The sequence below is a fragment of the Streptomyces sp. NPDC003042 genome, assembly GCF_053591315.1.
On the sequence record NZ_JBSFTP010000010.1, the window covers coordinates 53,819 to 76,694 of the forward strand.

Below are 22,876 nucleotides of genomic sequence, written 5' to 3' on the forward strand. Positions count from 1 at the left end.
CCGTCGTCACTTGGAGACGTTGACGGCCGGCGCGTCCTCGCCGAGGAGCTTGCCGTCCGAGGTCTCGAACTGCTGCTTGAAGGCAGCGATGGCGTCAGCGATCGAGGTCAGGGTGTCGTCCGACATCTTGCCACCCTCGGCGATGGAGGTGAGGAGGTCCTTGCGCTCGCGGCGCAGGTGCTCCAGCAGCTCCGACTCGAAGCGACGGATGTCGTTGACCGGGACGTCGTCCATCTTGCCGGTGGTACCGGCCCAGACGGAGACGACCTGCTCCTCGACGGGCATCGGCTGGTACTGGCCCTGCTTGAGCAGCTCGACCAGACGCTTGCCGCGCTCCAGCGAGGCCTTCGACGCGGCGTCCAGGTCGGAACCGAAGGCGGCGAACGCCTCCAGCTCACGGTACTGGGCGAGGTCCAGGCGCAGACGGCCGGAAACCTGCTTCATGGCCTTGTGCTGGGCGGAGCCACCGACGCGGGAGACCGAGATACCGACGTTCAGCGCCGGGCGCTGGCCCGCGTTGAACAGGTCGGACTCCAGGAAGCACTGGCCGTCGGTGATGGAGATGACGTTGGTCGGGATGAACGCCGACACGTCGTTCGCCTTGGTCTCGACGATCGGCAGACCGGTCATCGAACCGGCACCCATGTCGTCGGAGAGCTTCGCGCAGCGCTCCAGCAGACGGGAGTGCAGGTAGAAGACGTCGCCCGGGTAGGCCTCACGGCCCGGCGGGCGGCGCAGCAGCAGCGACACGGCGCGGTAGGCGTCGGCCTGCTTCGACAGGTCGTCGAAGATGATCAGGACGTGCTTGCCGGCGTACATCCAGTGCTGGCCGATGGCGGAACCGGTGTACGGCGCCAGGTACTTGAAGCCGGCCGGGTCGGACGCCGGGGCGGCGACGATGGTCGTGTACTCGAGCGCACCGGCGTCTTCCAGGGCGCCGCGAACGGACGCGATGGTCGAGCCCTTCTGGCCGATGGCGACGTAGATGCAGCGGACCTGCTTGTTCACGTCGCCGGAGCGCCAGTTGTCGCGCTGGTTGATGATCGTGTCGACGGCCAGAGCGGTCTTGCCGGTCTGACGGTCGCCGATGATCAGCTGACGCTGGCCGCGGCCGACCGGCACCATCGCGTCGATGGCCTTGTAGCCGGTCTGCATGGGCTCGTGGACCGACTTGCGGACCATGACGCCCGGGGCCTGCAGCTCGAGGGCGCGACGGCCTTCGGTCGCGATCTCGCCGAGACCGTCGATCGGGTTGCCGAGCGGGTCGACGACGCGGCCGAGGTAACCCTCGCCGACGCCTACGGAGAGCACCTCGCCGGTGCGCCGCACCGGCTGGCCCTCCTCGATTCCGCTGAACTCGCCGAGGACGACCGCACCGATCTCGCGCTCGTCGAGGTTGAGGGCGAGACCAAGGGTCCCGTCCTCGAACTTCAGCAGTTCGTTTGCCATGGCGGAGGGCAGGCCCTCCACCTTCGCGATGCCGTCGCCGGCAACGCTGACCGTTCCGACCTCCTCGCGCGAGGCCGCGTCCGGCTGGTACGACTGGACAAAGTTCTCCAGTGCGTCCCGGATCTCCTCCGGCCGGATCGTGAGCTCCGCCATCTGGGTTCCCTGCTCTCCTTGTTGGGCCTGAAGCTTCTTAGGGGTCTGGGGGCGACCCCCAGGAATCTTCTGCAAGTTCTGCACGGCCCAACCGGGCCGCTAGGAATGCGTTGTTCTTTTGGTGGCTGGGGTCAGCCGGCCATACGGCGGGACGCCTCGGAGAGGCGGTCCGCGATGGTGCCGTCGATGACCTCGTCGCCGACCCGCACCACGATCCCGCCGAGGACCGTGGGGTCCACGTCGAGGTTCAGGTGCATCTGGCGGCCGTAAAGCTTGGCCAGCACCGCGCCGAGACGCTGCTTCTGCACGTCGCTGAGCGGTACCGCGGTGGTCACGGTGGCGACCATCCGGTTGCGGCGCTCGGCGGCGAGCGTGGAAAGGGATTCGAGTCCCGCTTCCAGGCTACGTCCACGCGGGTGTGCGACAAGACGCGTGACCAGGCGCTCGGTGACGGCGTTCGCCTTGCCGCCGAGCAGGCTGCGCAGCAGCTCGCTCTTGGCGGAGACGGTGGCCGCCCGGTCGGTCAGCGCGGCACGCAGCTCCGTGCTGGAGGAGACGATCCGGCCGAACCGGAACACCTCGTCCTCCACGTTGTCGAGCGCGCCGACCTGCTGGGCCGCCGTGAGGTCGGCGGTGGCCGCCAGCTCCTCCAGCGAGTCCACCAGGTCGCGGGACTGCGACCAGCGCGACCGCGCCATGCCGGACACCAGGTCGAGGGTCTCCCCGCCCACCTGGCCGGACAGCAGCCGGCCGACCAGCTCGGCCCTGGCCTCGCCGGGCTGCGCCGGGTCCGTGATGACCCGACGCAGCGAGACCTCACGGTCGAGCAGCGCGGTGACGGCAGCCAGCTCACCGGCGAGCTTCGCCGCGTCGACGGACGTGTTGTCCGTCAGCGCGTCGAGACGCTCACGCGCGGAGGCCAGCGCCTCGCGGCTCGCTCCGTTCATCGGGCGGCCTCGGCCTTCTCCTCGAGCTCGCTGAGGAAACGGTCGATCGTGCGGCTCTGCCGAGCGTGGTCCTCGAGGGACTCGCCGACGAGCTTTCCGGCCAGGTCGGTGGCGAGCTTGCCCACGTCCTGACGCAGCGCCTGAGAGGCGGCCTTGCGGTCTGCCGCGATCTGGGTGTGGCCGGCAGCGATGATCTCCTCACGCTGCCGCTGGCCCTCTGCGCGCAGTTCTTCCTTGAGCGCAGTGCCCTGCTCCAGCGCTTCCTGGCGCAGGCGCGCGGCCTCGTGCCGGGCTTCGGCGAGCTGGGCCTTGTACTGCTCCAGCACGCTCTGAGCCTCGGTCTGAGCGGCCTCAGCCTTCTCGATACCGCCCTCGATCGACTCGCGACGCTCGTCCAGAACCTTGTTGATGTTCGGGAGGAGCTTCTTCGCGAGGAAGCCGAAGACGATGACGAAGGCGATCAGACCGATGACAAGCTCGGGGATCGGCGGAACGAGGGGATTCTGAGGCTCCTCGGCCGCGAGAACCAGGAGGTTCACATCAGTGCCTTTCGTCGATTCGGACTAGTCGTGATGTTCGTCAGGCGTAGACGAACGGCATGACCAGACCGATGAGGGCGAGGGCCTCACAGAAGGCGAAGCCGAGGATCTGGTTGGCGCGGATCAGACCGGCAGCTTCGGGCTGACGGGCGAGCGCCTGGGTGCCGTTACCGAAGATGATGCCGACGCCGACGCCGGGGCCGATCGCCGCGAGGCCGTAGCCAACGGAGCTGAGGGAACCGGTGACGGCAGCAAGGGTCTGGGACATGCCAGTTCTTCCTTCTCTTTCACGGACCGGTGGGGGTTGGCCACCGGACGACTGGGGGGATTGCTGGAGCGGGGTCGTGCTCAGTGGTGCTCGGCGAGCGCGCCCTGCAGGAAGCTGCAAGCCAGGAGCACGAAGACGTAAGCCTGGACAGCCTGGATGAAGAGCTCGAATGCGGTCATCACGATGACCATGACGAACGAGACACCGGCGTAGGCAATGCCGATCCCGTTCAGCAGGTACCAGCTGGCGATGGTGAACAGCAGCAGCAGGGTGTGACCGGCGAACATGTTCGCGAACAGTCGGACCGCGTGGGTGAAGGGGCGGACCAGGACGTTCGAGAAGAACTCGATGGCCATGACCATCGGGAGAACCGGGCCGAGCGACTTGTCGTAGCCCGTGATGTTCTTGAAGCCGCCGACGAAGCCGTGGCGCTTGAACGTCACCGACATCCACATCACGTAGACGATCAGGGCGAGGCCCGCCGGATACGCGATGATCGCGGTCACCGGGAACTGGGCGAGCGGCACGATCGACCAGAGGTTCATGATCCAGACGAAGAAGAACAGCGAGACCATGAAGGGGACGTACTTCTCGCCCTCCTTCTTGCCCAGCGTCTCGTAGACGATGCCGCGGCGCACGAAGTCGTAGCCCGCCTCGGCGACCATCTGCAGCTTGCCCGGGACGACCTTCGGCTTCCGGAACGCGGCCCAGAAGAAGCCGACGATGACGATCGAGCCCAGGAGGGCCAGCAGCATCGTCTTGTTGAAGTACAGGTTGCTGTCCGCGTCACCGAAGATCGGCTCGAACAGGAACGAGTACAGGGTCGGGCCCGGGAAGCCGCAGCCAGTGCCGTCTTCGAAATGACAGTTGATTTCGAAGGCGAGCGTCATGTCAGCAGCACTCACCGCAGGCTCCTTCAGCGTGGCGCATAGGTACGGCAACCTCGTTGTGTCGGCGCGGCACGCAGCCGCGGTTCGGCACTGGACAGGTATTACGGATGGTGGGGCGACAGTCAGGCATCGAGCCTCGCGATGGGACAGGCGTCAGCTTCAGATGCCCGCGCCCGCAGTGCCGCAGTTGGCACCGGACGATAGCAGGATCTCGAACGCCCACTTATCCCGGCCCTACCCTTCACGACTTCGGCCCCGAATTGTCGGGCTTTTCGCCCTTCATCGAGTCCGGTTCGACGTAAAGGATCTTGGCCTTCATATGAGCACGCGTCTGTCCGCCGATCCACACGAGAGTGGTGGCGACCAGCGTGATCGCGAAGGCCTTGGGATGGAACAGGGTGGTGTTCTTGAACGCGGCGAGGAAGACGAAGAGCAGCAGGATCTGGGCCGCGTAGAGCATGAGCCCCATGGCCTGGAAGAGATGCGGAAGTGATTTCGCCGTGCGCTGCAGAACGACGAATCCGATGCCCATGAAAAGAATCACCAACAGCGTCGCGACGACGGCTCCGACCGCGCCCTTGCCGCCGACGACCAACGCACTGATCGCGGCAGCGAGAACGCCGGCGGCAGCGGTGGGTACGGCGGCTTGCAGGAGGAGTCGGACGTCATCTGACCGCATGGCGGTTTGCTCCGCGTGGTGGTGGGGGCACGGGACTCGTACAGGACGAGCGTAAGCCCGGTCCGAGTGAGTGCCTCGGGGCCAAGGGACCGTCGCACTACGGTCCTTCGGCTCTGTCGCCGGGTTTAGTGAACGGTATCACAAACTATTTGATGAGAGCTTTACCTGCCCGGTGTGCTGACTGTCACACATGAGAGCTAACGCGCCCGTGTGTGCAGGGCGAACAGCCGTCTTGTGTGCTAAAGCGCATCCATGTCGGACATGCGCGCGGCAGGTCAGCGGGCCGATCCCGCCTTGCGTCGGTCGGGGAGGCGCGAACGAGCGCCGACCGCGGTCGCCCCGTTGACGCCCGAGACCCCGACCATGGTCGGACGCGGGGCCTGCGGCTCCGTGCCCGGGGCCTCCCGTACCGCCGCCTCGGCGGCCCGCTCCGCGTGCCGGTAGCGCGGCGGGACGAGCCCCTCGGCCCAGCGGGGGGCCCGCGGGGTGAAGCGCGGCAGGAGGAGCAGGACGAGGCCCAGCGCGCTCAGCGCGGCCAGGGCGAGGACGATCCACATGGACGTGGAGTTCACCGAGTAGGCCACCGCTCCGAAGGCGATCAGCCCCGACCAGAAGTACATGATGAGCACGGCGCGGCTGTGGGAGTGCCCGAGCTCCAGCAGCCGGTGGTGCAGGTGGCCTCGGTCGGCGGCGAAGGGGGACTGCCCGTTCCAGGTGCGCCGCACGATGGCCAGCACCAGGTCGGCGATCGGAATCGCGATGATGGTCAGGGGCAGCAGCAGCGGGATGAAGACCGGCAGCATCGCATAGGTGGCATTGCGCTCACCGCCCACGAAAAGGGCCATCGCGTCCGGGTCGACCTGTCCGGTGATGGAGACGGCGGAGGCGGCGAGCACCAGGCCGATCAGCATGGAGCCGGAGTCGCCCATGAAGATGCGCGCCGGATGCATGTTGTGCGGCAGGAAGCCCAGGCACATGCCCATCAGGATCGCGGCGAAGAGCGTCGCGGGAGCGGCCTGCTCGATGCCGTAGCCGAACCAGAGACGGTAGGCGTAGAGGAAGAACGCGGCGGCGGCGATGCAGACCATGCCGGCGGCGAGGCCGTCCAGGCCGTCCACGAAGTTCACCGCGTTGATGGTGATCACGACGAGGGCGACGGTGAGCAGGGTGCCCTGCCACTGGGTGAGCGCGACCGTGCCGATGCCCGGGACCGGGATGAACAGGATGGTCAGGCCCTGCATGACCATCACGCCGGCGGCGATCATCTGCGCGCCGAGCTTGATGAGGGCGTCGAGCTCGAACTTGTCGTCCAGTACGCCGACCAGCCAGATCAGGGCCGCGCCGGAGAGCAGCGCCCGCGGTTCGTTCGACCGCTCGAAGACGAAGTTGAGGTTCTGCAGGTGGTCGGCGACCAGCAGACCCGCGCACAGTCCGCCGAACATGGCGATGCCGCCGAGCCGTGGCGTGGGCTCGCGGTGCACGTCCCGGGCACGGATCTCCGGCATCGCACCGGCCGCGATCGCGAACTTCCGCACGGGCCCGGTGAGCAGGTAGGTCACCGCGACCGTGACGCAAAGCGTCAGCAGATATTCACGCACGGGCTGCCCCAGATGTATCGCCGGCCATCTCAGCCCCACACATTAGCCGCGATGTCTCCGGTGACGAGGACGCTCGAAGGCCCCGCTCCGGTTGCCGTACGCCCACTCTGCCCTGGTTACGCCCCGTACGGGGGAAATCCACGGGTCAGTTCGACGACCTCCGTACGCATACGCACGGCTTCCCCGCGCAGCGCGGCGGTGAACACGTCGGCGATCCGGATCATCTCCGGCCCGCCCATGCCCTGGGTGGTCACGGCCGCGGTGCCGAGGCGGATCCCGCGCTGGTCCCCGTACGGCAGGGCGCAGGTGTCGAGCACGACGCCTGCGGCGGCGAGGAGCCCGCGCGCGGCCGGCCCGTCGATGCCCAGCGGTGCCGGGTCGGCGCTGATCAGGTGGGTGTCGGTGCCTCCGGTCGTCACGGAGAAGCCCCGTTCCTCCAGAGCCTCGGCCAGCACCCGGGCATTGCCGACGACCCGGTGGGCGTACGTGGTGAAGGCCGGCGCCGCCGCCTCCCCGAAGGCCACGGCCTTCGCGGCGATGGTGTGCATCTGGGCACCGCCCTGGGTGAAGGGGAACACCGCCCGGTCGACGCGCTCGGCGAACTCGGCGCCGCACAGGATCATTCCGCCGCGCGGGCCGCGCAGCACCTTGTGCGTGGTCGCGCAGACGAGGTCGGCGTACGGGACGGGACTCGGCGCGGCCCCGCCGGCGACCAGCCCGATGGGATGGGCGGCGTCGGCGATCAGGTACGCCCCCACCTCGTCGGCGATCTCGCGGAACGCCGAGTACTCGGGATGGCGGGGGTAGCAGATCGACCCGCACACGATGGCCTTCGGCCGGTGCGTCCGGGCGAGCTCCTGCACCTGCTCGTAGTCGATGAGCCCGGTCTCGGCGTCGACCCCGTAGCCGACGAAGTGGAACCAGCGGCCGGAGAAGTTGGCGGGCGAGCCGTGGGTGAGATGTCCGCCGTACGGCAGCCCCATGGCCAGGACCGTGTCGCCCGGCCGCAGCAGCGCGGCGTACGCGGCGAGCACGGCGGAGGAACCGGAATGCGGCTGCACGTTGGCGTGCTCGACCCCGAACAGTGCTCTGGCCCGCTCCACGGCGATCCGCTCGGCGAGGTCGGCGTACTCGCAGCCGCCGTGGTGGCGGGCGCCGGGGTACCCCTCGGCGTACTTGTTGGCGAGCGCGGAGCCGAGGGCGGCCAGCACGGCGGGCGAGGTGAAGTTCTCGGCGGCGCTCAGCTGCAACGTGACGCCCTGCCGCCGCGCCTCCCCGGCGAGCACGTCCGCCATCTGGGGATCCTGCTGACGGAGCAGGTCCGTGGGCTGGGTGATGACGCTCATGGCGCGACTCCAGGGGGTACCGGGTACCAGCCACCATATCCCCGACGCCCCCCTCGCACCGCTCGGCGCCGGGGCGCCTCACGGGCTTCGGCGCGCTGCGCCGGACTCCGTCCGACGACCACCCAGGCCCGCCAGGGGGTATCCCCGGACGGAGTCTGGGGGGGGCTTGAGGCGCGGGGTTCGGGGCGGAGCCCCGGCTGGGGTCCCCCCGGACGGAGTCTGGGGGATGGGGGAAGGGCGGGGCGGGGAAAAACTCCGCGCAGCGGCACACCTGGCAAGCGGCAGCGGCGGGTCAGTGGGGGGCGGTGACGCCCGTCAGGGCCGTGACCACGGGGTCCAGCGCCTGGTTGATCTCGTCGCCGATCGACCGGAAGAAGGTGATCGGCGCCCCGTACGGGTCGTACACCTCGTCCGCGTCCGGCGAAGGGGCCAGCAGCCACCCCCGCAACGCCGCGGCGGCCCGCACCAGCGCCCGCGCCCGCTCCGCCATCCCGTCGTCCAGCGGCGGCAGCGTGGCGGGGTCTATGGCCCGTACCAGCCGGGTGAACTCCTTCAGCGTGAAGGTCCGCAGTCCGGCCGAGTGGCCCATCGAGATGACCTGAGCCCGGTGGTCCCGCGTGGCGGTGAGCACGAGGTCGGCACGTATGACGTGCTCGTCCAGCAGTTCCCGCCCGGTGAAACCGGTCGCGTCGGCCCCGAAGTCGGCGAGGACGGCGGCGGCGTTGGCCTCCATCGGCGCCCCCTCGTGGCCCCACGTGCCGGCGCTCTCCACGATGAGGTCGCCCGTCACGAGGCCGCCCAGGCGGTGCGACAGGGCGTGGCGCGTCAGCCGCTCGGTGATGGGTGAGCGGCACACGTTGCCGGTGCTGACGTGGAGTATGCGGAAGGAGCCTCCCCCAGCTACCGCTGGGTGGTTCCCCCTGGCTATGCCACGCCCCTCAGGGCTCACGGGGCCACCTCGAGATCGGGTACGACCTCCCGCAGCTGCTCGGCGGTCAACGCGCCCTCGCGCAGCAGGACGGGAACCTTCCCGGTGACGTCGACGATCGACGACGGCTGCATGCCGGGCGTCGGCCCGCCGTCCAGGTACACGGACACGGAGTCGCCCAGCATCGCGCGCGCCGCGTCGCAGTCCTCGGGCGCCGGGTGCCCGGTCAGGTTCGCCGAGGACACCGCCATCGGGCCGACCTCGGTCAGCAGCTCGATCGCGACGGGGTGCAGGGGCATGCGTACGGCGACGGTCCCGCCGGTCTCCCCCAGGTCCCACGCCAGTGACGGCTGGTGGCGGGCGACGAGTGTCAGCGCGCCCGGCCAGAAGGCGTCGACCAGTTCCCACGCCTGCTCGGAGAAGTCCGTGACCAGGCCGTGCAGCGTGTTCGGCGAGCCGATGAGCACGGGCGTGGGCATGTTGCGGCCGCGGCCCTTGGCGGCGAGCAGGTCACTGACGGCTTCCTTGCTGAAGGCGTCCGCGCCGATCCCGTAGAGGGTGTCGGTGGGCAGCACGACGAGTTCGCCGCGGCGCACGGCGGATGCGGCTTCGCGCAGGCCCGTCTTGCGGTCCGTCGCGTCGTTGCAGTCGTATCGCCGGGCCATCAGCGGGCCTCCTCGTGCAGCGGGGTGGTGACAGTGGCAAGGGGTGACGTCGCGCGGATCACGGCATGGCCTTGCGTGCGGTCGCGAAGCGCGGGCGCTTGTTGAGGTCGGGGTGGTCGGCCGCGTCGGCCCAGCCGCGTTCGTCGCCGAAGATCCACGGCACCTGGCCGCCCTGGGTGTCGGCGTGCTCGATGACGACGATGCCGCCCGGCCGCAGCAGCCGGTGGGCGGTGCGCTCGATCCCGCGGATGGTGTCGAGGCCGTCCTCCCCGGAGAAGAGGGCCATCTCGGGGTCGTGGTCGCGGGCCTCGGGGGCGACGTACTCCCACTCGGTGAGCGGGATGTACGGCGGGTTGGAGATGACCAGGTCGACCTGTCCGTCCAGCTCGGGCAGCGCGCTGAGCGCGTCGCCCTGGTGGACGGTGACCCGGGAGCCCTCGGCGTTCTTACGGGTCCACCGCAGCGCGTCCTCGGACAGCTCCACCGCGTGCACGCGCGAGCGCGGCACCTCCTGGGCCATGGCCAGCGCGATGGCGCCGGAGCCGGTGCACAGGTCCACGATCAGCGGCTCCACGACGTCCATCGCCCGGACCGCGTGTATGGCCCAGTCCACGACCGACTCGGTCTCGGGCCGGGGCACGAACACCCCGGGGCCGACCTGGAGCTCCAGGTAGCGGAAGAAGGCGCGGCCGGTGATGTGCTGGAGCGGCTCGCGCGCCTCGCGGCGGGCGACGGCCTCCCAGTAGCGGGCGTCGAAGTCCGCGTCCTTGACGTGGTGCAGTTCCCCCCGCTTGACGCCGTGCACGAAGGCCGCGAGCTCCTCCGCGTCGAAGCGCGGTGAGGGCACGCCGGCGGCGGCCAGCCGCTGGGTGGCCTGGGCCACCTCGGCAAGCAGCAAGTTCACGCTGGTCCTCCGGGCTGCTGTCGTACGGGGGGAATGCGGGGTCAGTGCGCGGCGGCGAGCTTGGCCGCGGAGTCCGTGTCGACGCAGGCCTGGATGACCGCGTCGAGGTCGCCGTCGAGCACCTGGTCCAAGTTGTACGCCTTGAAACCGGTCCGGTGGTCCGAGATCCGGTTTTCCGGGTAGTTGTACGTACGGATCTTCTCGGAGCGGTCCACGCTGCGCACCTGGCTGCGGCGCACGTCGGAGGCCTCCTGCTCGGCGGCTTCCTGGGCGGCGGCCAGCAGACGCGAGCGCAGGATGCGCATCGCCTGCTCCTTGTTCTGGAGCTGGCTCTTCTCGTTCTGGCAGGAGGCGACCACACCGGTCGGCAGGTGCGTGATGCGCACGGCCGAGTCGGTGGTGTTGACGGACTGGCCGCCGGGGCCCGAGGAGCGGTACACGTCGATGCGGAGGTCGTTCATGTTGACCTCGACCTCGACCTCCTCGGCTTCCGGGGTGACAAGCACGCCGGCGGCGGAGGTGTGGATGCGGCCCTGGGACTCGGTGGCCGGAACGCGCTGGACGCGGTGCACGCCGCCCTCGTACTTCAGGCGGGCCCACACGCCCTGGCCGGGCTCGGTCGCGCCGTTGCCGCCCTTGGTCCGGACGGAGACCTGGACGTCCTTGTAGCCGCCGAGCTCGGACTCGGTGGCGTCGATGATCTCTGTCTTCCAGCCCACGCGCTCGGCGTAGCGCAGGTACATGCGCAGCAGGTCGCCCGCGAAGAGGGCGGACTCGTCGCCGCCGGCGCCGGCCTTGACCTCGAGGAGCACGTCCTTGTCGTCGCTGGGGTCCCGGGGGACGAGCAGCAGGCGGAGCTTCTCGGTGAGCTCTTCGCGCTGCGCGCTCAGCTCTTTGACCTCGGCGGCGAAGTCGGGGTCGACGGCCGCGTACTCCTTGGCCGTCTCGATGTCCTCGGCCGCCTGCTTCCAGGCGCGGAAGGTCGCCACGATCGGGGTCAGCTCCGCGTAGCGCTTGTTCAGCTTGCGCGCGTTGGCCTGATCGGAGTGGACCGACGGGTCGGCGAGCTTCTTCTCAAGATCGGCGTGCTCGCCGACCAGTTCCTCGACCGCCTCGAACATCGGATGCTCCTGTGGTGAAAGTCAAAAAAAGGCTGGGTGGCTGGGCGACGACAAAGGCGCCGGTCCGGCCGCCCCCGCGTGGTCAGGGGGCGGCCGGTGACCGGCGCCTGGGTCGCGCTACTTCTTGGCCGCACCCTTGCCGAAGCGGGCCTCGAAGCGGGCCACGCGGCCACCGGTGTCGAGGATCTTCTGCTTGCCGGTGTAGAACGGGTGGCACTCGGAGCAGACCTCGGCACGGATACGGCCTTCGGTCAGGGTGCTACGGGTGGTGAACTCGGCGCCACAGGTGCAGCTGACCTGGGTCTCGACGTACTGGGGGTGGATCTCGGTCTTCAAGGTGTCTCCTAGATCGGGAGGGCGCCGGGTCGCAGGAGCCGAATTGCGCACTGCGTGAACCGGGGCCGACAGACCAGTCTGCCAGGACCGGGCCGCCTGTCAAAATTCTGATGACGCCCTCCTCAACGGGGAGCGGCCTGCGTGTATTCCTGCCGGGCGGCTACTGGACGATCCCGCCGGCGGTGCTCTTGTCGCCCATCGACTTCGCGGTGGCCTCGGCCGGGACCGGCTGGTCCGCGAGCAGGGCGTCCCAGACCAGCTTGGACTCCTTGGCCAGCGGGACGACGCGGTCCTTGTCCAGGGGATCGGGGCCCACCGGCAGGGTGATCATGTGCATGTCCTGGGAGTCGATGCCCTGCAGTCCCTGGGCGAAGCCCATGAGGGACTTCACGTCGCCGAGTGCCCTGTCCGTGGTGATGGTCTTGGTGGCGGTGTCGGCGAGGTCGAGCAGCTTCTTGGGGTTGTCGAACACCCCGACGCCCTTGACCTCCTTGATCAGCGCCTTGATGAAGGCCTGCTGGAGCTGTATTCGGCCCAGGTCGCCGCCGTCGCCGACGCTCTTGCGGGTACGGACGAGGCCGAGGGACTGCTCGCCGTTCAGCTTGTGGGGGCCGGGCGGGAGGTCGAGGTGGCTGCCTTCGTCCTTGATCGGCTTCGTCGTCGTCACCTGGACGCCGCCCAGCTTGTCGATGATGTTCTTGAAGCCGGTGAAGTCGACCTCGATGTAGTGATCCATGCGGATCCCCGACAGCTTCTCGACGGTCTTGACCGCGCAGGCGGCCCCGCCGACGGTGAACGACTCGTTGAACTGCCTGCGCTGGCCTCCGGGGTCCGTCTTGCCGCCGGGGGTGGTGCAGGCGGGCCGGGGGGCCATCGTGTCGCGCGGGATCGATATGACGCTGGCCTTCTGGTGGCCCTCGTACAGGTGGATGATCATCGCCGTGTCGGAGCGGGCGGAGCCGCCGCCGCCGTCCGAGCCGTAGGTGCTGTTCGCGCCGTCGCGGGAGTCGGAGCCGAGGACGAGGATGTCCATCGAGCCGTTGTCGACATTGGGCGGGCGGTCCTTGCCGAGGGCCTGGTCGATGTCGACGGACTTCAGGTTCCCGTTGAGCTTGAAGTAGAAGTAGCCGAGGCCCGCGCCGCCCACCAGGACCACCCCGGCGGCGGTCCACGCGGCCACGGTGAAGGCCTTGCGGCGCTGCGGCGGTTTCCGTCGGCGCCGGCTTGCGGCACGACGGCCGCGGCCCTTGCTGTCCTCGCTCATGCTCTCCTCAGTCCTGCGTCCGGTGCGCGGCCGGTCCGGCCGGCCCCCCGCTGTCCCCGCTGGCCCCCACACTCACTCAGACGGACGAGCGCCCTCCAGGGTTCCACGACCCGTGGTGCGGGCCGCTCTCCGACGGCGGCGATGTGGCGAAGGTCGCGCGGGGAAAACGCGGAACCGCCCCCGCCGCGCATGCGGTGGGGGCGGTCCTGGTGACGCGGTGCCTGACCGGCGGCGGTCAGTCGTCGTTCTTGCCGCCCGGAGTGGTCTTGGCGATCTGCATCAGGAACTCGGCGTTCGACTTCGTCTGCTTCATCTTGTCGAGCAGCAGCTCGATCGCCTGCTGCGAGTCGAGCGCGTGCAGCACCCGGCGCAGCTTCCAGGTGATGGAGAGCTCCTCGCTGTTGAGCAGGATCTCCTCCTTGCGGGTGCCCGACGCGTCGACGTCCACCGCGGGGAAGATGCGCTTGTCGGCGAGCTTCCGGTCGAGCTTGAGCTCCATGTTGCCGGTGCCCTTGAACTCCTCGAAGATCACCTCGTCCATGCGCGAGCCGGTGTCGACCAGCGCGGTGGCCAGGATGGTCAGCGAGCCGCCGTCCTCGATGTTGCGCGCGGCACCGAAGAAGCGCTTCGGCGGATAGAGCGCGGTCGAGTCGACACCACCGGACAGGATGCGGCCGGAGGCGGGCGCCGCGAGGTTGTACGCGCGGCCCAGACGGGTGATGGAGTCCAGCAGGACGACCACGTCGTGACCCAGCTCGACGAGACGCTTGGCGCGCTCGATGGCCAGCTCGGCGACCGTGGTGTGGTCCTCGGCCGGGCGGTCGAAGGTCGAGGAGATGACCTCGCCCTTGACCGACCGCTGCATGTCGGTGACCTCTTCCGGACGCTCGTCGACCAGGACGACCATCAGGTGGCACTCGGGGTTGTTGACGGTGATCGCGTTGGCGATCGCCTGCATGATCATCGTCTTGCCGGCCTTCGGCGGCGAGACGATCAGACCACGCTGACCCTTTCCGATCGGTGCGACCAGGTCGATGATCCGGCCGGTCAGCACGCCCGGGTCGGTCTCCAGGCGGAGCCGGTCCTGCGGGTACAGGGGGGTCAGCTTCTGGAACTCCGGGCGTCCGCGGCCGGATTCGGGCGCCATGCCGTTCACCGAGTCCAGACGCACGAGGGCGTTGAACTTCTCGCGGCGCTCGCCGTCCTTGGGCTGGCGCACGGCGCCGGTGGTGTGGTCACCCTTGCGCAGACCGGCCTTGCGGACCTGGGCGAGGGAGACGTACACGTCGTTGGGGCCGGGCAGGTAGCCCGAGGTCCGGATGAACGCGTAGTTGTCGAGGATGTCGAGGATGCCCGCGACGGGGATCAGCACGTCGTCGTCGGCGACCGGCGTCTCGGCCGGGGCGAACTCGTCACGGCCACGGCGGCCACGGCGGTCGCGGTAGCGGCCGCGACGGCCACGGCGGCCGTCCTCGTCGAACTCGTCCTGGGGGCCGTGGTCCTGGAGGCCCTGACGGTCCTGACGACCCTGCTGGCCCTGGCCTCGGCCACCCTGCTGCTGACGGTCGGCGCGGTCCTGACGGCCGCCGCCCTGACCACCCTGGGCGCCGCCCTGGGCACCCTGGCCGGCCTGGGCCTGCTCGTCGGCCTTGGGGCCGCGCTCGCGGCGGCCCTGACGGTCACCGCGGTCGCCGCGGTCACCGCGCTCGGCACGGTCGGTGCCCCGGTCGCGGCGGTCGCGGCGGGTACGGCCCTCGCCGGCCTCCACCGACTGGCCCTGACCCTGCCCGGAGACGGCGGTGGCGGTGCCGGCCGCGGACTCGGGCTGCGCCTGCGTCTGGATCTGCGCGACCGGAGCGGCCTCGGTCTTCTGCTCTACCTGCACGGCCGCGGGGGCCGAGGACTCCGGGCTGCCGGAGGGGGCCGTGGCCCGGCGGCGGCGACGCTCACCGACCGGGGCGTCCTCTCCCCCGCGCTCGGCTTCGCTCGCGCGGGAGGGGCTCCCTGCCGGCTGGCCCGGGATGTCGATCTGCGCCTGCGCGGCAGGCTCCTCGGCGGGCGCCGCGGCGGCGGCCTCGCCCGTGCGGGCCTTGCTGGTGGCGCGGCGCTTCGGCTTGGCCTCGACGGCGTCGGCGGCGGGGGCCGCGGCCTTGGGGGCACTGCCGCCGCCCTGCGCCTCCTTGATGACCTCGATCAGCTGGCTCTTGCGCATCCGCGCGGTGCCCCTGATACCGAGGCCCGACGCGACCTGCTGCAGCTCGGCCAGGACCATGCCCTCGAGGCCGGTGCCGGAGCGGCGGCGCTTGGGTGCGGCGCCCGCGGCGGGGGCACTGGTGTCGACGTTGGTGTCGGCAGCGCCCATCAGATCGGTGGTGTCGCTCACGAAGGGTCCTTCCCTGGAGCGGACGTCGGCCTGTCTGGCTCGGCGACCGGTTGTGCTGTCCGACAACGGGCCATGACCTGATGGGTCGTGGACCGCAGCCGGGGCGGTGGTCCGCCGATAGAGATACGGCGGAGAGAAACGTGCATGGGTGGTTCCGGCGAGAAGCCCCCGAGCTGAAGCGTGGGAAAGTCACGCCGATTCCGGAGCGTGCTCGAACTGCTGGAAGTGATCAAAGCAGTCGGGGAGGCTCCCGGAAGAAATGTGGTCCCGGATGGGGACACTGAGCACCGAGCCATGGCGGCTTCGGCTGCGCACTTGAGACTAACACTACCGGATCCAACAGATATTCCCCCTCTCAATCACCGGCAATCGCCCCTGCCGGGGCGGGCGGCCTGCCCGGCCGTCCGCCCCGGAAGGGCCGTGTCACGAGGACACGGACTGCCCGCCCTGGGCGCCCAGCGGAAGGACGCTCGCGCCCGCGGAGTCGAGTGCGAGCCGGTTGGCCGCCCACCCCTCGCCAGCGAGCCGCGCGACCTTGTCGGCCGCGTCGTTGTCGACCAGCGCGAGGACCGTGGGGCCCGCGCCGGAGATGACCGCGGGGATGCCGTCCGCCCGCAGTCGGGCCACGAGTGCCACGCTCTCGGGCATCGCCGGGGTGCGGTACTCCTGGTGCAGCCGGTCCTCGGTGGCGGGCAGCAGGAACTCGGGACGCCTGGTCATGGCCTCCACGAGCAGGCCCGCGCGGCCCGCGTTCACGGCCGCGTCCACGTGCGGGACGGTGCGCGGCAGCAGCCCGCGCGCGGTCTCGGTCAGGACCGGCTTGGAGGGGACGAAGACCACCGGAACGATGGAATCGGCCGGGTCCATCCGGATCGCCTTGGCACTGCCCCCGTCCATCCAGGCCAGGGTGAAGCCGCCGAGCAGGCAGGCGGCGACGTTGTCGGGGTGGCCCTCGATCTCCGTGGCGAGCTCCAGCAGGGCCGCCTCGTCGAGCTTGGTCTCGCCGCCTATGGTCACCGCGCGGGCGGCGACGATGCCGGCGCAGATCGCGGCGGAGGAGGAGCCGAGGCCTCGGCCGTGGGGGATGCGGTTGGCGCAGACGACCTCGAGGCCGCGCGGCTGCCCGCCCAGCAGGTCGAAGGCGGTGCGCATGGAGCGTACGAGGAGGTGGCTCTCGTCCCTCGGGAGGCTGTCGGCGCCCTCGCCGGCGATGTCGATGTTCAGGCCGGAATCGGCGACGCGGACGACCACGTCGTCATACAGCCCCAGAGCCAGGCCGAGGGCATCGAAGCCGGGGCCGAGGTTGGCACTACTGGCGGGGACGCGCACTCGTACGGCGGCGGCGCGGAACGCTGGACCTGCCATCGGTCGATGACACTCCTTGTGACTGTGCGAGATCTGGTGGCGGTGCGGGATCTTCGCTGCGAATGTACTGGAGAACGTACGACACCCGAAGGCCCTCGGGGCAGCACCGCGGTCATATGCGCGGTGGCGGATGTAAGTACAGCCTATCGAAGGAAGGTTCTCATCCGACATAGGGCGCACGGGAGGCGCACGATGCGTGTCGCGGTCTTCCGGTGGAACGCGTCGACTTCCGGGTGCCCGTGGCGCCGTACGGGCCGAGTTGCCGGATTCCGGAGGTTTCCGGAATCCGGCAACGAGGCGGCGGGACGGGGCTCGGGCCGGGATCGGTCCGGGCCGGGTCAGATCAGGCCGAGGCGGATGGCCGCGGCCTCCGCGTCCACCGGAATGGTGACCGGCTGCGGGGCGCCGGCGACCGCCCAGTCGGGGTCCTTCAGGCCGTTGCCGGTGACGGTGCATACGATCGTCTGGCCGGGGTCGACCAGGCCCAGCTCCGCGGCCTTCAGCAGACCGGCCACGGACGCGGCCGAGGCGGGCTCGACGAAGACGCCCTCCTGCGCGGCCAACAGCCGGTAGGCGGACAGGATCTGTCGGTCCGTCACCTCGTCGATGAAGCCGCCCGACTCGTCCCGCGCGGCCAGGGCGTACTCCCAGGAGGCCGGGTTGCCGATGCGGATCGCGGTGGCGATGGTGTGCGGCTCCTTGACGATCTCGCCGCGCACGATGGGCGCGGAGCCCGAGGCCTGGAAACCCCACACACGGGGCGTACGGGAGGCCAGGCCGTCGGCCTTGTACTCCTTGAAGCCCTTCCAGTACGCGGTGATGTTGCCGGCGTTCCCGACGGGCAGCACGTGGATGTCGGGTGCGTCGCCGAGCGCGTCGACGATCTCGAACGCGGCCGTCTTCTGGCCCTCGATGCGCACCGGGTTGACGGAATTGACGAGCGCCACCGGGTAGTTGTCGGACAGCGCGCGCGCCAGGTCCAGGCAGTCGTCGAAGTTGCCGTCGACCTGCAGGATCTTGGCGCCGTGCACCAGCGCCTGGCCCATCTTGCCGAGCGCGATCTTGCCGCGCGGCACGAGGACGGCGCTGACCATTCCGGCGCGCACGGCGTACGCGGCGGCGGACGCCGAGGTGTTGCCCGTGGAGGCGCAGATGACGGCCTTGGCGCCGTCCTCCTTGGCCTTGGTGATCGCCATGGTCATGCCGCGGTCCTTGAAGGACCCGGTGGGGTTGGCGCCCTCCACCTTGAGGTGGACCTCACAGCCGGTGCGCTCGGAGAGCACCTGGGCGGGGACGAGGGGAGTACCACCCTCGCGGAGCGTGACCACCGGAGTCGTGTCCGTCACCGGCAGGCGGTCCCGGTACTCCTCGATGATGCCGCGCCACTGGTGGGTGCGATTGCTGCTCATGGGTCCTTACTCCCCTTCAACACGCATGATGCTGGCGACACCGCGGACGGTGTCCAGCTTCCGCAGCGCCTCGACGGTCCCGGAAAGGGCGGCGTCGAGTGCGCGGTGGGTGACGACGACGAGGGAGGCCTCGCCGTCCTTTCCCTTCTGGCGGACGGTGTCGATCGACACTCCGTGCTCCGCGAAGGTCGTCGCCACCTGGGCGAGGACGCCCGGCTTGTCGGCCACATCGAGGCTGATGTGGTAGCGGGTGACGACTTCGCCCATGGCACTGACCGGCAGCTGGGTGTACGCCGACTCGCCCGGCCCCGTTGCCTCGGCGAGCTTGTTGCGGCAGACGGCGACGAGGTCGCCGAGGACCGCGGACGCGGTCGGCGAACCGCCCGCGCCGGGCCCGTAGAACATGAGCCGCCCGGCGGCCTCCGCCTCGACGAAGACGGCGTTGTACGCCTCGCGGACGGAGGCGAGCGGGTGCGTGAGCGGGATCATCGCGGGGTGCACGCGGGCGGTGACGGACTGGCCGTCGGCGGCGCGCTCCAGGATCGCGAGGAGCTTGATGGTGCAGCCCATCCGCTTGGCGGAGGCGAAGTCGGAGGCGCTGACCTCGGTCATGCCCTCGCGGTAGACGTCGTCGAGGCGGACCCGGGTGTGGAAGGCGATGCCGGCCAGGATCGCGGCCTTGGCGGCGGCGTCGTAGCCCTCGACATCGGCGGTGGGGTCGGCTTCGGCGTACCCGAGGGCGGTGGCCTCGTCGAGGGCCTCCTGGTAGCCGGCGCCGGTCGAGTCCATCTTGTCGAGGATGAAGTTCGTCGTGCCGTTGACGATGCCCATGACCCGGTTGATCTTGTCGCCGGCGAGGGACTCGCGCATCGGGCGGACCAGCGGGATGGCGCCGGCGACGGCTGCCTCGTAGTACAGGTCCAGCCCGTGCTGCTCGGCCGCGGCGTGCAGTGCGGCGCCGTCCTGGGCCAGCAGCGCCTTGTTGGCGGAGACGACGGAGGCGCCGTTCTCGAAGGCGGTGGTGATCAGCGTACGAGCGGGCTCGATCCCGCCGATGACCTCGATGACCACGTCGATGTCGCCGCGTTTGAGGAGGGCGGTCGCATCGGTGGTGATCAGAGCCGGGTCGATGCCCTCGCGGACCTTGGACGGGCGGCGCACGGCGACACCGGCGAGCTCGACGGGCGCGCCGATCCGGGCCGTGAGGTCGTCGGCGTGCGTCGTCATGATGCGGGCCACCTCTGAGCCGACCACTCCACAGCCCAGCAGCGCCACCTTCAGCGGACGCGTACGCATCATTCGACCTACGCCTTTCGTCTTTCTTCGCTCCCCGGCGCGCGGTTTGCACGTCAGGTTGAACCAGTCTCACTCAATGGACAGCAGTTTCCATCCTCGGTCCATTGAGTGAGACACCTGATTTCAAGGTCCCGGGGCCCGGCCCCGGAACATGGGCGTCACCCGAGGTCGAGACGCAGGAGATCTTCCTCCGTCTCGCGCCGGACGATCACCCGGGCCTGCCCGTCGCGCACGGCGACGACGGGCGGGCGGAGCGCGTGGTTGTAGTTGCTGGCCATGGAGCGGCAGTACGCCCCGGTGGCCGGCACCGCGACGAGGTCACCCGGCGCCAGGTCTGCGGGCAGGAACGCGTCCTTCACCACGATGTCACCACTCTCGCAGTGCTTGCCGACGACGCGGACGAGCATGGGCTCGGCGTCGGAGACGCGCGAGACGAGCGCGATGGAGTACTCCGCGTCGTAGAGGGCGGTGCGGATGTTGTCGGACATCCCGCCGTCGACGCTCACGTAGGTCCGCAGGCCTTCGAGCGGCTTGATGGTGCCGACCTCGTAGAGGGTGAAGGCGGTGGGGCCGACGATGGCCCGTCCGGGCTCGACGGAGATCCGGGGGGCGCGCAGCCCGGCCGCCTCGCACTCGCGGGCGACGATCTCGGTCAGCGACTTGGCGATCTCGTGCGGCTCACGGGGGTCGTCGGCGGGCGTGTAGGCGATGCCGAGGCCGCCGCCGAGGTCGATCTCGGGGAGCTCGACCCCGTGCTCGTCCCGTACGGCGGCCAGCAGCCGCACGACGCGCTTCGCGGAGATCTCGAAGCCGGCCATGTCGAAGATCTGCGATCCGATGTGGGAGTGCAGGCCGAGCAGCTCCAGCGAGTCATGGCCGAGGGCCCGCCGTACGGCCTCGGCGGCGAGCCCGTCCGCTACCGCGATGCCGAACTTCTGGTCCTCGTGTGCCGTGGCGATGAACTCGTGGGTGTGCGCCTCGACGCCGACGGTGACGCGGATCTGCACGGGCTGTCGTACGCCCAGCTCGCGGGCGATGTGCGCCACGCGGGCGATCTCCTGGAAGGAGTCGAGGACGATGCGCCCGACGCCTGCCCCTATGGCGCGGCGGATCTCGCCCTCGGACTTGTTGTTGCCGTGGAAGGCGATCCGCGAGGCGGGCATCCCGGCGGCGAGGGCGGTGGCCAGCTCTCCGCCGGAGCACACGTCGAGGTTCAGGCCCTCCTCCTTGAGCCACTTCACGACGGCCTTGGAGAGGAACGCCTTCCCTGCGTAGAACACGTCGGCGTCCTTGCCGAAGGCGTGCGCCCAGGCCCGGCAGCGCGTCCGGAAGTCCTCTTCGTCCATGAAGTACGCGGGGGTCCCGAACTCCTCGGCGAGCCGGGTCACTTCGATGCCGCCGACGCGCATGACGCCGTCGTCGCCGCGCTCGACGGTCCGGGCCCACACGTTCTCGTGCAGCACGTTCAGGTCGGCGGCCGGCGGGGCGTAGTGGCCCTCGGGCATGACATCGGCGTGGCGGGGTCCGGCGGGGTGCGCGGAACGGCTCATCGGAATCTCTCTTCGCGGATCACAGGAAGTCGGGGGCGTCTACGCCGAGCAGGGCCAGGCCACCGGCCAGCACCGTCCCGGCGGCTTCGGCGAGAGCCAGCCGGGCGCGGTGGGCGGCCGAGGGTTTCTCGTCGCCCTTGGGCAGGACGTGGTACTGGAAGTCGAGCAGCGCGTCGGCGACGGCGACGAGGTGCCGGGTGAGCCGCTCGGGCGCCCGGTGGTGCGCGGCGGCTTCGAGGACGAGGGGATGATCGGCGAGGGCGCGCGGCAGCGGGCCGTCGTCCAGATCCCCGACCTCGCCCCGCACCCCGAGCTCAGCGCCGTTCCTCCGCAACGCCCGACTTCGCGCATGGGCGTAGCGCACGCGGAAGAACTCGCTGGACTCGTCCTGTACGAGGAGCCCGGCGGAGAAGTGGGGCGTCTCCCGCGCGGGCACGGTGAGCATCGCCCAGGCGGCGGCGTCCGCCCCGTACCGGGCCACGACGTCGCCGTCGCGCCTGGCGACCGGGGCGACGGCGAGGGTGCCGGGCCCGACGCCGTCGCCCTGGCTGCGCACGAGCCGCACGGTCGCCTCGTACACGGCGCGCATGCGGATCTCGGCGCCGGGTGCCCAGCAGAACGGCTCCACCTCGACGGCGTCGGCGGCGTACCCGTACCGCAGGCCGCGCGCGCGAATGTCCCCGACGAGCCCGGCGGCGCCGCGGCCGTCCATCGCGAAGTTCAGGAACCCCGCGCCGGTGATCTCCACCCGGCGGATCCCGGGTGCCCGCTCCAGTCGCCCGGCGAGCAGCCGCGCCACATCGAGGGGTCTCGCGCCCCCGGCCTTGGCCAGCTGGAACGCGACGGGGGTGGCGTACTCCCCCACCCCACCCGGCCGGGTCCGCTCGACGACGACCCGCTCCGGCACGACCGTGCCGGCCGGCAGCTCCCCGTCCTCGACGGCACGGCGCACGGCGCGTACGACGGTACGGGTGAGGTCGGCGGGGGTCACGGGACCAGCCTAGGGGAGAAGCCCTCTCCCTATGTCCTGGGTTTCGCCATGTGAACAGCGGCCTTACGAAGGCTGCACGCCGTCACCCTCTCCCCCTGCCGGCGGGGGCCCCTCTCCGCCCGTCACGCCGGTCCTTGCGCTCCACGAGCCGCCGTACGACGCGCACCAGCTCGGCGGGCTCGAAGGGCTTGGCCACGAAGGCATCCACCCCGGCCACGATCCCGGCCTCCACCTCGTACTGCACGCACGCACTGACGATGGCCACCGGCACGTCCCGCGTCCGCGGATCGGCCCGCAACTGCGCGGCGGTCCCGAACCCGTCCAGCCGGGGCATGACCACGTCGAGCGTGATGACATCGGGGCACACGCGGTGCACGACGTCCAGGCACTCGACACCATCGTTCGCGGTCACGACCTCGAAGCCCTCCAGCTCGAGATTGACCCTGATCAGCTGCCGGATGACCTTGTTGTCGTCGACAACAAGCACCCGGCCCGAGGCGCCTGGCACGACTCGAGAGTAGGTCCGCCCGGGCCCCCGCGTCCGGGTTTTTGCCACTTCCACCCCCTCCGGGCGACCGACCCCCTCCGCGACCCCAAAACGGTTCCTGATCACCCCGGGGAAGCTGGTAGTGTTCAACCCGTCGCCGCAAGCGGACGACACGCCCCCGTAGCTCAGGGGATAGAGCAACGGCCTCCGGAGCCGTGTGCGCAGGTTCGAATCCTGCCGGGGGCACTTCGCAGGAAGTGCCCAAAGACCCCGCCATCAGCGAGTTCGCTGAGAACGGGGTCTTCGCG

Annotated in this window: 21 protein-coding genes and 1 tRNA gene; 1 reads left to right on the forward strand and 21 read right to left on the reverse strand. The window is 70.2% G+C overall.

Annotation, left to right across the window (positions count from 1 at the left end; all coding sequences use genetic code 11):
• Positions 1-6: 6 nt before the first annotated feature.
• From atpA to ACWDYJ_RS08420, 21 genes are all read right to left on the reverse strand, one after another.
• On the reverse strand, positions 7-1,602 hold the full coding sequence (gene atpA, locus ACWDYJ_RS08320) for a F0F1 ATP synthase subunit alpha (protein ID WP_451564697.1): 1,596 nt from the start codon (positions 1,600-1,602) through the stop codon (positions 7-9).
• Between the two features lie 131 nt (positions 1,603-1,733).
• On the reverse strand, positions 1,734-2,549 hold the full coding sequence (locus tag ACWDYJ_RS08325; protein ID WP_451564698.1) for a F0F1 ATP synthase subunit delta: 816 nt from the start codon (positions 2,547-2,549) through the stop codon (positions 1,734-1,736).
• Positions 2,546-3,088 (reverse strand): F0F1 ATP synthase subunit B, encoded by a 543-nt coding sequence (locus ACWDYJ_RS08330; protein ID WP_451564699.1) that lies wholly within the window; start codon positions 3,086-3,088, stop codon positions 2,546-2,548. Before ACWDYJ_RS08330 ends, ACWDYJ_RS08325 begins: the two co-directional genes overlap by 4 nt.
• A 40-nt stretch (positions 3,089-3,128) precedes the next feature.
• A complete protein-coding gene (locus ACWDYJ_RS08335; protein WP_046776171.1) occupies positions 3,129-3,356 on the reverse strand; it encodes an ATP synthase subunit c family protein in 228 nt (75 codons plus the stop codon).
• Positions 3,357-3,436: 80 nt separating this feature from the next.
• The gene (gene atpB / locus ACWDYJ_RS08340) at positions 3,437-4,246 is read right to left on the reverse strand and encodes a F0F1 ATP synthase subunit A (protein WP_451564769.1); all 810 of its coding nucleotides are present in this window, start codon (positions 4,244-4,246) and stop codon (positions 3,437-3,439) included.
• A 241-nt stretch (positions 4,247-4,487) separates the two neighbouring features.
• Entirely contained in the window at positions 4,488-4,925 is a 438-nt protein-coding gene (locus ACWDYJ_RS08345) for a hypothetical protein (RefSeq protein ID WP_451564700.1), read from the reverse strand.
• Positions 4,926-5,200: 275 nt separating this feature from the next.
• Positions 5,201-6,535: an MraY family glycosyltransferase gene (locus ACWDYJ_RS08350; protein ID WP_451564770.1), complete on the reverse strand. Its 1,335-nt coding sequence runs from the start codon at positions 6,533-6,535 to the stop codon at positions 5,201-5,203.
• 104 nt (positions 6,536-6,639) lie between these two features.
• The gene (locus ACWDYJ_RS08355) at positions 6,640-7,869 is read right to left on the reverse strand and encodes a serine hydroxymethyltransferase (RefSeq protein WP_451564701.1); all 1,230 of its coding nucleotides are present in this window, start codon (positions 7,867-7,869) and stop codon (positions 6,640-6,642) included.
• A 292-nt stretch (positions 7,870-8,161) separates the two neighbouring features.
• Positions 8,162-8,818 (reverse strand): arsenate reductase/protein-tyrosine-phosphatase family protein, encoded by a 657-nt coding sequence (locus ACWDYJ_RS08360; protein ID WP_451564702.1) that lies wholly within the window; start codon positions 8,816-8,818, stop codon positions 8,162-8,164.
• Positions 8,815-9,462 (reverse strand): L-threonylcarbamoyladenylate synthase, encoded by a 648-nt coding sequence (locus ACWDYJ_RS08365; protein WP_451564703.1) that lies wholly within the window; start codon positions 9,460-9,462, stop codon positions 8,815-8,817. The genes ACWDYJ_RS08360 and ACWDYJ_RS08365 overlap by 4 nt, the downstream gene beginning before the upstream one ends.
• A gap of 58 nt (positions 9,463-9,520) precedes the next feature.
• Positions 9,521-10,366 carry a peptide chain release factor N(5)-glutamine methyltransferase gene (gene prmC, locus ACWDYJ_RS08370; RefSeq protein ID WP_451564704.1) on the reverse strand — a complete coding sequence of 282 codons (846 nt, stop codon included), beginning with the start codon at positions 10,364-10,366 and terminating at the stop codon, positions 9,521-9,523.
• Positions 10,367-10,407: 41 nt separating this feature from the next.
• A complete protein-coding gene (prfA, locus tag ACWDYJ_RS08375) occupies positions 10,408-11,487 on the reverse strand; it encodes a peptide chain release factor 1 (RefSeq protein ID WP_451564705.1) in 1,080 nt (359 codons plus the stop codon).
• Positions 11,488-11,604: 117 nt separating this feature from the next.
• Positions 11,605-11,823 carry a 50S ribosomal protein L31 gene (gene rpmE / locus ACWDYJ_RS08380; RefSeq protein ID WP_451564706.1) on the reverse strand — a complete coding sequence of 73 codons (219 nt, stop codon included), beginning with the start codon at positions 11,821-11,823 and terminating at the stop codon, positions 11,605-11,607.
• Between the two features lie 160 nt (positions 11,824-11,983).
• Entirely contained in the window at positions 11,984-13,087 is a 1,104-nt protein-coding gene (locus ACWDYJ_RS08385) for an LCP family protein (protein WP_451564707.1), read from the reverse strand.
• A gap of 235 nt (positions 13,088-13,322) precedes the next feature.
• Positions 13,323-15,470: a transcription termination factor Rho gene (gene rho / locus ACWDYJ_RS08390; RefSeq protein WP_451564708.1), complete on the reverse strand. Its 2,148-nt coding sequence runs from the start codon at positions 15,468-15,470 to the stop codon at positions 13,323-13,325.
• A 423-nt stretch (positions 15,471-15,893) separates the two neighbouring features.
• On the reverse strand, positions 15,894-16,835 hold the full coding sequence (thrB, locus tag ACWDYJ_RS08395) for a homoserine kinase (RefSeq protein WP_451564709.1): 942 nt from the start codon (positions 16,833-16,835) through the stop codon (positions 15,894-15,896).
• Between the two features lie 338 nt (positions 16,836-17,173).
• On the reverse strand, positions 17,174-18,244 hold the full coding sequence (thrC, locus tag ACWDYJ_RS08400) for a threonine synthase (protein WP_451564710.1): 1,071 nt from the start codon (positions 18,242-18,244) through the stop codon (positions 17,174-17,176).
• Between the two features lie 6 nt (positions 18,245-18,250).
• Positions 18,251-19,540 carry a homoserine dehydrogenase gene (locus tag ACWDYJ_RS08405; protein ID WP_451564771.1) on the reverse strand — a complete coding sequence of 430 codons (1,290 nt, stop codon included), beginning with the start codon at positions 19,538-19,540 and terminating at the stop codon, positions 18,251-18,253.
• Positions 19,541-19,698: 158 nt separating this feature from the next.
• Positions 19,699-21,090 (reverse strand): diaminopimelate decarboxylase, encoded by a 1,392-nt coding sequence (gene lysA / locus ACWDYJ_RS08410; protein WP_451564711.1) that lies wholly within the window; start codon positions 21,088-21,090, stop codon positions 19,699-19,701.
• A gap of 19 nt (positions 21,091-21,109) precedes the next feature.
• Positions 21,110-22,081: an ArgS-related anticodon-binding protein NrtL gene (gene nrtL / locus ACWDYJ_RS08415; protein ID WP_451564712.1), complete on the reverse strand. Its 972-nt coding sequence runs from the start codon at positions 22,079-22,081 to the stop codon at positions 21,110-21,112.
• An 82-nt stretch (positions 22,082-22,163) separates the two neighbouring features.
• Entirely contained in the window at positions 22,164-22,637 is a 474-nt protein-coding gene (locus tag ACWDYJ_RS08420) for a response regulator (RefSeq protein ID WP_451564713.1), read from the reverse strand.
• A 105-nt stretch (positions 22,638-22,742) separates the two neighbouring features.
• On the opposite strand from ACWDYJ_RS08420, the gene ACWDYJ_RS08425 reads away from it, so the two are divergent.
• Positions 22,743-22,814, forward strand: a tRNA-Arg gene (locus tag ACWDYJ_RS08425).
• The last annotated feature ends 62 nt before the right edge of the window (positions 22,815-22,876 follow it).